Raw genomic sequence first — 11,695 nt, 5'->3', positions numbered from 1 at the left:
CGCCGCTCCGCGTCCGCCGCCCAGAAAGCCGTCAGGATGTCCCCGTACACCGCGTACGCCACATCCGGATGCCACAGGATGATCCCGTTCTGGAACTGCTGGAAGCGCCCGCCCAGCGAGGAGTCGCGTTCACCCCGGACGGGTGCGCCCAGGACGCTGCCGGGGCCGCCCATCCGGTCGTACTTCGCCCCGATCGTGCCGTAGGGCACCAGGTCGTCCAGCCGGTTGTAGCGGCGGGGCGCGAAGCCGCGCAGGCCGTCGGCCCACACCCGTTCCTCCGCGACGTGGCCGAAGTCGTACTCCTCGCGGACCACGGGCTGGGTGTGCCCGGCGTCCGCCCAGCGGACGAACAGGGCGACGTGGTCGGTGCCGCCGGAGTCCCGGAGCAGGGCGTCCCCGGGCTGGAGGTCGCCGGCCGGGACGTCGACGGTGACGTTCCACAGGTCCCAGGTGGTCAGGGAGGTGCCCAGGTGCCAGGCCATCGAGACGAAGCCCGAACAGTCGGGGCGGTAGCAGCCGAACTGGTTGGCGTGGCAGCCGTCCCAGCTGTACGGCACCCGCTCGGCGACCCAGGACCACGAACGGTCCATCACCTCGCCCCGCCCCAGCGGTTCGTCGGGACCGGCCGCCCGCGCGGCCGGCGCGCCCGGGAGGGCGAGGGCCAGGGCCGCGAGGGCGAGGGCGGTCACCCGGGTTGTGCGCTGTAGGAATCCCAACGGAGGCCTCCGGCTCAGGTGGTGGTGATCCAGGTGCCCCGGGAGGGGCTCCAGTGGATGACGGCGTTCTGGAAGTGCTGCGCCCGACCGCCCGGCTCGTCCACCTCGTCACCGGTCGGATAACCCAGCACCGCCTCGTGACCGCCCGCGTGGAAGGCGTCGTAGATCGCGTCGTGGACGACGTGCGCCCCCGTCTGCGCCGACCACAGGAACAGCCCCCGCTCGAAGAACTGGTACCGCCCCCGCGTCCCGTTCGGCGCCCGCGACGCATCCGCCTCGTCCATCGTCGGGAAACCCCACCGCCGCTCCGCGTCCGCCGCCCAGAAAGCCGTCAGGATGTCCCCGTACACCGCGTACGCCACATCCGGATGCCACAGGATGATCCCGTTCTGGAAGAGCTGGAAGCGCCCGCCCAGCGAGGCGGCCTCCTCGGCGCGGACCGGCCCGCCGAGCACGCCGCCCGGGCCGCCGAGGCTGTCGTACTTCGCCCCGATCGTGCCGTAGGGCCGGAACGCCTCGTCCCGCAGGGCCCGTGCCCTGCCCTCCGCCTGGTCGTACCGCTCCGGGTAGGCGGAGCGCTGGACGGCCTGGGCGAGCGTCCCGGCGCTGCTGCCCTGGTGGTCGGGCTCCATCTGCAGGGCCACCTCGAAGAAGCGGCTCGCCGCGTAGTCGACGTCGAGGCACTGGGCGGGGGTGCACCAGCCCATCGAGGGGCGCTGCTGGAAGACGCCGAGCGAGTCGCGGTCGCCGCAGTCCAGGTTGTTCATCCGGGACTCGACCCAGCCGGTCTCGAAGCCGGCGAGCATCACCTTGTCGGACACGTTCATCCGCTGCCCGACCTCGTAGACCTTGCGGGTCACCGCGATGTCCCGGTCCGGCGGGATGTCGCAGTAGAGGGTGGCGGGGGCGAGGTGGCCCAGCGGGCCGGGGACGACGGGCTGCGGCTCCTGGGCGCGGGCGGGGCCGCCGAGGGCGGTCACGGCCGTGGCGAGCAGCAGGGCCGCGAGGGTGGACCGCACGCGGCGTACGGAGGTGCCGGTCATGCCTCTCCTTCCTGGTCGGGATGCTTCCTGCTCCGGGTCCGTCCGGGGACCGCGCGTCACGGGTTGATGCCGTCGAACTGACGGACCCAGTAGGGCGGTTGGTGCACTCCGCCGGGCCACTGCGAGACGATCAGGGTCAGCGAGTTCGGGCCCGCGCTGCCGGGGTGGATGTAGCCGCCGTACAGGTTGGGCACCTGCGGCCGGCCCCAGTGGTTCGGCGGCCAGGAGTTGTTGCCGACCACCTGCGGCTTGGGCGCGCTCCACACGGCGTCGGGCCGGGACGCGGTGCGGGTGCAGATCGCGTAGTCGGTCACGTCGAAGTAGCTCATGCAGTACTTGCCGCCGATGCGCTTCACCGAGAACTCGCCGATGTTGTTGCCCTGCAGGACGGGCGACGGCGGGGCCGCGTTGGTCCACTGCCAGGAGCCGTTGACGTAGGCCCAGTTCTGCTGGGCGCCGAAGTCACCGGCCCGGAAGTCGTCCGGCCGGATCCGGAACAGCTGGATCGCCCCGCCGTCGCCGGTGTTGATGTGGCTGCCGTTCCAGCGCTTGGAGAAGACGTAGAGCCAGCCGTCGGGGTCGATGCCCGCGAACGACCACATCCCGTACATGGACTGGTTCACGCCCTGCGCGTCACCGGCCCAGTGGTACGGGTAGTCGTGCCAGGTGACGCCGTAGTCGTCGGAGTAGGCGACCCCGGACATCAGCGAGCCGTCGTGCCCGGGCTCGATCGGCGGGTCGTCCTGGCCGCCCCAGCTGTGGACGGCGGTGTACTGGAGGTAGGTGCGGCCGCCGAACTCGATGCAGTCGTTGGGGATCCGGCTGATCTCGAAGCCGTGCCCGTTGTCCGCCCTGGTCCGGTAGTCGAACAGCTGGCGGGCCTGGCCGCCGGTGGGCATCGCCCAGGTGAAGGAGATCGGCGTCGCGCCGGAGGCGTCGAAGTTCGCCTGGGCCAGCATCACCGGCGAGCCGAGGTAGTCGCCGTACTGCTGCAGGTCGGACCAGGTGTCGCCGAAGACGTAGCCCCAACTGTTGTCGTGGGCCCGGTAGTACGGGATGCCCAGGTCGCTGGAGCCCAGGCCCTGGGCGCTGGCCGAGTCGCCGGGCTGGTCGCAGAGCGGCGTGCCCTGCTGGGCCGCCAGGGCGGGCGCGGCACCCGGCGCGGTGGCGGCGGTGGCGGCGCCCGGCGCCGCGGCGGCGGAGGCCGAGGCGGCGGGCGCGACGCCGGCCAGTCCGGCGCCGAGGGCGAGGCCGCCGCCGGCCCGGAGGACGGAACGGCGGGTGGGCGTCGGGCGGTCCGGTTGCGTCAGGTCGGACATGTCGTTCCTTCGGTGAATGCGCGTGAACACGGATGGATACGGGTGAATGCGAGTGGATGCGGATGGATGCGGGTGGATGCGGGTGGAGGAGGATGGATGCGGGACGAGTGGCCGGGCGGGGCGGCGGCCCGGCGGGGGGCGGGCCGCCGCGCGTCTGCCGGGAGGGGGTCAGCCAGCCGCGGTGAACGCGGCGGCGAGCCGGGGCACGTAGTCGGCCAGGGCGGGTGCCCAGCAGCCGTAGTTGTGGCCGCCGTCGCAGGTGGGGGACAGCGACGCCCCGTTGCCGTAGTCGACGAACCGGCTGGGGATCCCGAGGCCGTCCAGGCGGGCCTTCACGGTGGCGGTGGCGATCTCGGTGAAGTGGTCGATCAGCCCCTGGCTGCCGGTGTAGAGCGTGATGCCGGTGCCGCCGAGCCGGGCCAGGTTGCCGGGGGCGGCCGGGTTGACGGCGTTCCAGATCCGGTCGGCGCCGAACACCGGGTACGGGGAGCCGAAGATCGCGTCGCTGTCGACGTAGGGGCCGTAGCCCGTGCACTGGCCGGTCCCGGAGGTGCTCACGGCGCACCAGGCGCCGGTCAGGTCGAGCTCGGTGGCCAGGACGGCCGCGCGGATCTCGGCCATGCCGAAGTCGATGCCGCCGGACAGCGAGGCCACCTGGCCGAACAGTTCGGGGCGGGCCTCGGCGTAGTGCAGGGCGCCGTAGCCGCCCATCGACAGACCGAGCACCGCGCGGTGCGCCCGGTCGGCCTTGGTGCGCAGGTTGGCGTCGATGAACGGGACGACCTGCTCGGTGTGGAAGGTCTGCCAGTTCGCCGCGCCCACGGCGGTGTTCTGCATCAGCCAGTCGGCGTACCAGCCCTTCAGCCCGCCGTCCGGGACGACGGTGATCATCGAGTCCGAGTGCAGGGCCGGCGCGGCCGCGGCGTCGTCCACGGTGCCGCCCCCGCCGTGCAGGAAGTACGCCACCGGCCAGCGCTTGCCGGGGTCGGCCGCGTAGCCGGCGGGCAGCAGGATCCGGATCCGGTGCGAGCCGGACAGCTGCCTGCTGGTCACGGTGATCGTGAAGTCCGTGGCGGAGTGCACCTCGGTGGCGCCGGACACCTGGGTCAGGCCGTAGCCGTCGGTGAAGGCCGGGATCGCGGGGGCGTCGGCGTGCGCGGCCGGTCCGGCGAGGACGGTCAACGCGGCCGTCAGCGCCGCCGCGGCGGTGGCGCGGGTCGCGCGGGAGGCGACGCGGGTGGCGGCGGACAGCGCGGTGCGGAGCCGGCCGGCGGACTGCGGTGAGCTCATGGCGGTTCTCTCTCGAGGAGGGGACGGGTCGTGAGCGTGTGAAGAACTGCACAGGTCGGATGGGACGGAAAGCGGCGCCGCTTCGCACCCGACCGGGTTGGATGGCTGTCATGACCAGTGCAACTGAGCCACCGCGTGCCGTCCGGCGGGTGCTCACGGCCCGTCAGCGGCCGTGCGGCGGGCTCCATCAAACCGGCCGCGCGCCGCCCCGTCACGGCGCCCTGACCTCGTCGGACAATTCCCGGACAACCACCGGACATCGCCGGCCCCACCCCGGAGGCACGGCCGACCGGGCGGACACCGGACCTTCCCCGGACAGAGAGGAACGAGCGGTGGGACGGCAGGAACAACCCCTTGATCCCCACCAGGGCCCGCTGGCCCGGTTCGCCTACGACCTGCGCGAGCTGCGGCGCCGGGCCGGCAGCCCTTCGTACCGTCAGCTCGCGGGCCGCACGCACTACTCGGCGTCGACCCTGGCCGCGGCCGCCGACGGGCGGCGACTGCCCAGCGCCGCCGTGCTGGCCGCCTTCGTGACGGCCTGCGGCGGCGATCCGGACGCCTGGGAGCAGCGCCGGATCCACGCCCACCACCTCAGCACCAGCCTGCCGCCGGCCGACGATCCGGCCGGCGATCCGGCCGGCGACCCGACCCCGGACCCGGCGCCGGCCACCGCGGCCACCGTCACCGTCGCCGCCGCCGTCGGCTCCCCCGCCCCGTCCACCGCCGCACCGGTACCCCAGGCGGTGCCCGCACCGGCACCCGCACCGGCGCCCGAACCGGCGCCCGCAGCCGCACTCGCGCCCGCCGAGCCGGCCGCGCGCCGCCGGTGGCACCGGTTCACCGCAACCGGCCCGGCCCGCCGGACCGGCCGGCCCGCCCTGCGACGCCTGGTCGGCCTGCTGGCCGCCGCGGCGGCCGTGGTGGCCTTCGGCGCCTTCGTCCCCGGCGACACCATGGCACCGGTCGGGCTCCAGGACGACGCGCGCTGGCTGCGCCCCGACGCCGGGATCCCCCAGCGCTACCGGCACCTGATCGTCCAGGCCGGCACCATGTGCGACTTCCCCGGGATCACCCCGGCCCTGATCGCGGCCATGCTCCAGGCCGAGAGCGGCTTCGACCCGACGCTCAGCGACCCGGACAACGACGAGTACGGGATCGCCCGCTGGACCCCCCGCGTGCTCCGGCACTACCTGCCGCCCGACCGGCAGGGCAGCATGCCCACCCCGCCGTTCAGCCCCGAGGACTCGATCCCGGCCGTCGGCCGGATGCTCTGCGCCATCGCCCCCGAGCTGGAGGGCGTCCCCGGCGATCCCGCGGTCAACCTCGCCGCCGCCTACCGCACGGCGACCTGGATCGTGCAGCGGCAGGACCCGGCCCTCCAGCGCATCCGGCCGTACCTCGACCAGGTCCGCGCCAACCTGCTGAACTACCGCCCGGCGGCGGACCACCCCACCGGGCGGCAGTGACCCCGGGCGGCGGCGTCACCGGACGGCAGTGACACCGGGCGGCCCGGTTCCGCGACGGACCCTCGGGCCCGAGGCTCGACGCGGAGGGAAACGGTGCGTCACACTCTTGTCCCAGCACCACCGGCGGCACCCGCGCTCCCACCGCACCTCCGCCCCGCCCGGTCACACGGCACCGCACGCGTCACGCACCGCACGTGAAGCATCACGCACCGCACGCGTCACGGCGCGCGCCGCACCACGCCGCACCGCCGACCGGGCCCAGAACCGCACATCGGAGCGACACGGTGACCACGAGTCAGCAGCTGGAGATCATCCTCGCGTCCGGCCGGTCCGGCACCGGCCCGGCCACCTGGGGCCAACAGGCCGTCTGGGACGCCGTCGGCCGGCTGTCGCCCGCCGACGCCCCGCGCTACAACATCACCACGGCCGCCCCACTGGATCCGGGCCTACCCGTGCCGGTGGTCCTCGCCGCCCTCACCGACCTGCTCCAGCTGCACGACTCGCTGCACACCAGACTCCACGCGGACGACGCCGGCCGGCTGTGGCAGACCGTCGACCCGGCGGGCCGGCTGCCCGTGCACACCCGACCCGGCGAGGGCGACGCGGCCGGACTCGCCGCCACCGGCCGGGCCCTGCACGACGAACTGGCCGCGCTGCCGTTCGACTGCGCCACGGAGTGGCCGATCCGGGTCGGCCTGGTGGTCGCGGACGGCCTGGCCCGGCACATCTCGCTCGTCCTCTCGCACACCGCGGTGGACGGCGCGGGCATGGGCCGGCTGGTCATGGACCTCACCGAGCTGTCCCTCGGCGAGCCGGCCGAGGCCGTCCGCACCCGGCGACCCGCCCAGCAGCCGCTGGAGGAGGCCGCGTTCCAGGCCTCCGAACGCGGTCTGAAGCGCGACGCGAACGCCCGCGCGCACGTGCTGCGCAAGCTGCGCTCCGGCCCGCCGCGGCTCTTCCCGCCGGCCCCGGACGGCGCGACCCGGCCGTTCCCGAACGCCGTGCTCGACTCCCCGGCGCTGCTCCGGGCCGTCGACCGTGTCGCGGCCGGTCACCGGGTGAGCGGTTCCTCGGTGCTGCTCGCGGCCACCGCGGTGATGACGGCCCGGCTGGCCGGCTCGCCCGACGCCGTGCTCCAGGTGATCGTCAACAACCGCTTCCTGCCCGGCCTGACGACCGCGGTGAGCCCGGTGGCCGGCGACGGGCTGCTCCACCTGCCGGACGCGGACGGCGAGTTCGGCGCCGCCGTCCGCCGCACCCACGCCGCCTCGATCGCCACCTACCGGCACGCGTACTACAACAAGCGCCTGCTGGACGCCGAGATCGACCGGCTGACGGCCGAGCACGGCCCGCTGGCCGACCGTTCCTGCATCGTCAACGACACCCGCGACCTGGTCCCGCCGCCCGCCGCCGACCCCGGTACGGCACCCGGCGGCGCCGACCCGGGTGACCCCGGCGACCCGCTCGACCCGGCCCGCACCACCCTCGCCTGGCCGCAGGAGTTCGAGCCGCGCCCCGGTCTCAGCTACGCCCTGGACATGCTCCGGATCCCGGACGCCCTCCGGCTCGCCCTGACCGCCGACCCTTCGGTCCTCCCCCGCCCCGCGATGGAACGCTTCCTCCACGGCATCGAGGAGCTGATCGTCACCGAGGCCCGGGCCCTTCCCGACGCCCGCCCGTGATCCCCCGACCGATCCCGCGGCCGCTCCACGACTGATCCCCCGACCGCTCCACGACAGAGCACGGGCGGCCGCTCCACGACCGGGCCCGGCCGACCGCATCCCGCGACCGGCCGGCCCCGGACCCGTCACACCGTCAGCGCGCCCGACCGTGCGCGTGCCCCTGCGCGCGCCCCTGCTCGTGCTCGTGCACCGCGTTGGTCTCCTGGATCCTCTTCCAGGACTTCGGCTCCGGCCGGCCGGACTCGGCGCTCGGGGCCAGGCCCGTCGCGCCCGCCGGGGCGGCCGAGGTGGCCGGAACGCCGGCCGAGTCGGCGGCCGGCTTCGCGGCGGTGAACAGCCAGGTCTCGAACAGCGCCCCCAGCGGCTTCCCGGAGACCCGCTCGGCGAACGCCTGGAACTGCTGGATGGTGGCGTTGCCGTACTTGCGCTCGGCCGGCCACCCCTTCAGGATCCGGAAGAACGCCTCGTCCCCGACGGTGTTGCGCAGCGCCTGGATGGCCACCGCGCCCCGGTCGTAGACGGCGCCGGCGAACTGGTGGTCCGCCCCCGGGTCACCCGGCTTGACGGTCCAGAACGCGTGGCCGGCCGGGTAGCTGGCGTAGACGTAGTCGGCCAGCTCCTGCGCCGTGCCCTCGTTCTCGTGCTCGGACCAGAGCCACTGCGCGTAGCGGGCGAAGCCCTCGTTGAGCCAGATGTCGCTCCAGCGCTGGACGGAGACGCTGTCGCCGTACCACTGGTGGGCCAGCTCGTGCACCACGACCGAGGTGTTGGCGCCGCGGGAGAACTGCGCGGGGCTGTAGAAGATCTGGGTCTGCGTCTCCAGGGCGTACCCGGTGGGCACCTCGGGCACGTAGCCGCCGACCGAGGCGAACGGGTACTCCCCGAAGTAGCCGCTCAGCCAGTCGACCAGTTCGCCGGTGCGCTCGACGCTGGCCCGGGCCGCGCCGTCGTTGTCGCCGAGGTCCTTGCTGTAGGCGGTGACGACCGGCAGGCCGCCCGGCGTGGTGTCGGTCCTGATGTCGAACTTGCCGATCGCCAGGGTGGCCAGATACGTCGCCTGCGGCTTGGTCTGGCGCCAGTTGTACCGGGTCCAGCCGGCCCGGGAGCTCTGGCCGGTGAGGATGCCGTTGCTGATCGCCTGGGTGCCGTCGGGCACCAGGACGGAGACGTCGAAGGTGGCCTTGTCGGTGGGGTGGTCGTTGCTCGGGTACCACCAGGCGGAGCCCTCGGGCTCGTTGGCCGCCACGCCGCCGTCGGCGGTGCGCAGCCACGCGGAGTAGCCGCCGCGCTCGACCTCGCCGGGCTTGCCGGCGTAGCGGACGACGACGGTCACCGGGCTGCCCTTGGCGAGCGGGCGGGCGGGGGTGATCTCCAGCTCCGACTCCCCGGTGGCGGCGAACGTCGCGGTCCGGCCGTTGACCAGCACCTCCTTGACGCCGAGCACGAAGTCCAGGTCGAAGCGCGAGAGGTCCTGGGTGGCGGTCGCCAGGATGGTGGCGGTGCCCTCCAGTTCGTCCGTGGCGGGCTGGTACTTGAGCCGGATGTCGTAGTGCGACACGTCGTAGCCGCCGTTGCCGGCGTTGGGGTAGTAGGCGTCCCCGATGCCCGGTGTGCCCGGGGTGTATGGCGCCGCCGAGGCGGGGACGGTCAGCAGCAGGGCGAGCGCGCCGGCGGCGGCAGAGACGATCAGTCTCTTGCGCACGGTGGTCCTCCAGGGTCACTGGGACGGTTGGGTCGCATCGATCCCTGTCCCGATGAGCCCGTGCCCACTCCTGTCCGATGAGATGTTCATGCAAAGAAACAGGCCGAAATGGAGCCGCCGTGCCGATGACACGACGGCTCCACCCCGTCGGCCGGCCCCCGGGGCCCGCCCTCAGGCGCCCAGCGCCACCGGCGCCCGCACCAGCGAGCCGTACTCCGTCCACGAGCCGTCGTAGTTCTTCACGTGCGGGTACCCGAGCAGCTCGGTCAGCGCGAACCAGGTGTGCGCCGAGCGCTCCCCGATCCGGCAGTACGCGATCACCTCGCGCTCGGACTCCACGCCCTGCCCGCCGTACAGCGCCCGCAGCTCCTCCGCCGAGCGGAAGGTCCCGTCGTCGTTGGCCGCCTGCGACCAGGGGATGTTCACCGCGCCGGGGATGTGGCCGGGCACCTGCGCCTGCTCCTGCGGCAGGTGCGGCGGCGCCAGCGCCTCGCCCCGGTACTCGGCCGGCGAGCGGACGTCCACCAGCACCGCGTCGGAACCGGGTTTGGCGAAGACCTCCGCCTTGGCCAGCACCTCGTCCCGCAGCGCGCGCACCTCGGGGTGCTCGGGACCGGCCAGCCGGTAGGAACTGTGCTGGTAGTCCATCACCTCCTGGGTGAGCTCGCGCCCCTCCAGCTCCCACTTCTTCCGGCCGCCGTCGAGCAGCCGGACCGGCTCGAAGCCGCGCAGCCGCAGCAGCCAGTAGGCGTAGGCGGCGAACCAGTTGTTGTTCCCGCCGTACAGCACCACGGTCGTGTCGTCCTCCACCCCGGCCGCGCGCAGCAGGTGCTGCATGCCGTCCCGGTCGGTGTAGTCGCGCCCCACCCTGCTGTGCAGGTCGGTGGTCCAGTTCCAGCCGACCGCTCCGGGGATGTGCCCCTGCTCGTACGCGGTGGTGTCCTCGTCCACCTCGACGACCCGGATCGTGCCGTCGTCCAGGTGGTGGGCCAGCCACTCGGTGGGTACCAGCGCCTCGGGGTGCGCGTAGCCGTTGCCGGTCATCGCCGCCCTCCTTCGCTCGGACTCCTTCGAACCTACGTCCGACCGACCGCCCCGGCCACCCGCACCCCCCGGCCCGGACCCGCCGGCCCGGACCCGCCAGCCCGCATGGCTACGCCGCGGCGCCGGCCGGCCGCGCCACGTAGTAGAGGTTGAGCACGTCCCCCTCCACCTGCTCCACCTCGACCGTGCCGAACCCGGCCTCGGCCAGCATCCGCCGGGCGGTCTGCTCGCCCCAGACCGTCCCGAGCCCCGCGCCGCCCTCGCCGAGCGAGACCGTCATGCAGTAGAAGGTCGAGAAGGCGTAGAGCGCCGGTGCCAGCGGATGGTCGACGTTCTCCTCCAGCCGGCTGCTCGCGGCGATGTCGCCCATCAGGAACAGGCCGTCGGGCCGCAGCGCGCCCGCGATCGCGGCCAGGGTCTCGGCCGGGCGGGCCAGGTCGTGGATCACGTCGAAGGCGGTCACCAGGTCGTAGGCGCCGGTCAGCTCGGCCGAGTCGAGGACTTCGAAGCGCGCGTTGTCGAGGCCCCGCCGGGCGGCTTCGGCCTTCGCGGCGCCGATGCCCTGCTCCGAGATGTCGACACCGGTGAAACGGCTCGCCGGGAAGGCCCGGGCCAGCAGGTTGACGGCGTGCCCCTCACCGGTGCCGACGTCGACCGCGTCGATCCCGGCGCTCAGCCGCTCGGGGAGTCCGGGCACCAGCGGGATGATCCCGTCCACCAGCACCAGGTCGTAGACCCGGGCGCTCTCCTCGCCCTGCAGGGCCTGGAACCGCGGGTACGCCGAGTACGACAGGCCGCCGCCCTTGCGGAACGCCTCGACGATCCCCTGCTCCACCTCGCCCATCAGCGCGAGGTACTGCATCAGGCCGGCCATGTTCTCGGGGCCCGCGGCCCGGGTCAGCGAGGCCGCGTGCTCGGGCGGCAGCCGGTAGCGGGCGTCCTCGGGGTCGTACTCGACGAAGCCGCCGACGACCATCCCGCCCAGCCACTCGCGGACGTAGCGCTCGTTCAGCCCGGCGGCGTCGGCGATCTCCTCGCTGGTCGACGGTTCCAGCCCGGCCATGGTGTCGAAGAGCCCGGTCTGGTGGCCGACGCTCGTCATCAGCGCCAGGCAGGCGTCGTTCAGCACCTGCACGGTGCGACCCGCGAACTCCTCCTGTTTCGCCGGGTCCGGTTCCGGTACGGACATCGCTCCTCCTCCGCGGCGCCCTCACGAACCCTCCCCTCGCCACGCTACGCCGCCCCCGGCGATCGCCCCAGCCCACTGCGGCCCGGCCCGCCCGGTCCGGGCGGGCCGACCGGGCGGCGACGCGACTCGGCGGGGGGGGGCCCCGGGGGGCCCGCGCGGGCCCCCCCCCCCGCCGCCGGCGGGGGGGGCCGGGGAATCCAACCCGGCCCCCGAGAGAGCCGAGGCGCGGGCCCCGAGCCGCGGG

At 74.1% G+C, this 11,695-nt stretch carries 9 protein-coding genes; 2 read left to right on the top strand and 7 right to left on the bottom strand.

Features of this window, described 5'->3' with window-relative positions:
- The 4 genes from ACFVHB_RS27860 to ACFVHB_RS27845 all read right to left on the bottom strand — a co-directional run.
- Nucleotides 1–689 (bottom strand): hypothetical protein (locus ACFVHB_RS27860; protein WP_380327705.1); only part of this gene is annotated, 689 nt, incomplete at its 3' end.
- Nucleotides 690–730: 41 nt separating this feature from the next.
- Complete coding sequence (locus ACFVHB_RS27855) at nt 731–1,759, bottom strand: LGFP repeat-containing protein (protein WP_380327703.1); 1,029 nt, start codon at nt 1,757–1,759, stop codon at nt 731–733.
- Nucleotides 1,760–1,815: 56 nt separating this feature from the next.
- Nucleotides 1,816–3,078, bottom strand: a complete 1,263-nt coding sequence (locus tag ACFVHB_RS27850; protein WP_380327701.1) for a DUF4185 domain-containing protein — start codon at nt 3,076–3,078, stop codon at nt 1,816–1,818.
- 168 nt (nt 3,079–3,246) lie between these two features.
- Complete coding sequence (locus ACFVHB_RS27845) at nt 3,247–4,368, bottom strand: alpha/beta hydrolase (protein ID WP_380327699.1); 1,122 nt, start codon at nt 4,366–4,368, stop codon at nt 3,247–3,249.
- A gap of 332 nt (nt 4,369–4,700) precedes the next feature.
- On the opposite strand from ACFVHB_RS27845, the gene ACFVHB_RS27840 reads away from it, so the two are divergent.
- Nucleotides 4,701–5,834 (top strand): helix-turn-helix domain-containing protein, encoded by a 1,134-nt coding sequence (locus tag ACFVHB_RS27840; protein ID WP_380327697.1) that lies wholly within the window; start codon nt 4,701–4,703, stop codon nt 5,832–5,834.
- A gap of 284 nt (nt 5,835–6,118) precedes the next feature.
- Nucleotides 6,119–7,516: a condensation domain-containing protein gene (locus tag ACFVHB_RS27835; protein WP_380327695.1), complete on the top strand. Its 1,398-nt coding sequence runs from the start codon at nt 6,119–6,121 to the stop codon at nt 7,514–7,516.
- A 133-nt stretch (nt 7,517–7,649) separates the two neighbouring features.
- Here ACFVHB_RS27835 and ACFVHB_RS27830 read toward each other — a convergent pair whose 3' ends face one another.
- From ACFVHB_RS27830 to ACFVHB_RS27820, 3 genes are all read right to left on the bottom strand, one after another.
- Nucleotides 7,650–9,218, bottom strand: a complete 1,569-nt coding sequence (locus tag ACFVHB_RS27830) for a M1 family metallopeptidase (protein WP_380327693.1) — start codon at nt 9,216–9,218, stop codon at nt 7,650–7,652.
- Between the two features lie 171 nt (nt 9,219–9,389).
- Nucleotides 9,390–10,262, bottom strand: coding sequence for a sulfurtransferase (locus ACFVHB_RS27825; RefSeq protein ID WP_380327691.1), 873 nt, complete (start codon nt 10,260–10,262; stop codon nt 9,390–9,392).
- Between the two features lie 109 nt (nt 10,263–10,371).
- Complete coding sequence (locus tag ACFVHB_RS27820; RefSeq protein WP_380327689.1) at nt 10,372–11,451, bottom strand: class I SAM-dependent methyltransferase; 1,080 nt, start codon at nt 11,449–11,451, stop codon at nt 10,372–10,374.
- Nucleotides 11,452–11,695 lie beyond the last annotated feature (244 nt).

The sequence above is a fragment of the Kitasatospora sp. NPDC127111 genome (genome assembly GCF_042677465.1).
Taxonomy (GTDB): domain Bacteria; phylum Actinomycetota; class Actinomycetes; order Streptomycetales; family Streptomycetaceae; genus Kitasatospora.
This window is presented reverse-complemented; position numbering and strand designations above follow the sequence as displayed.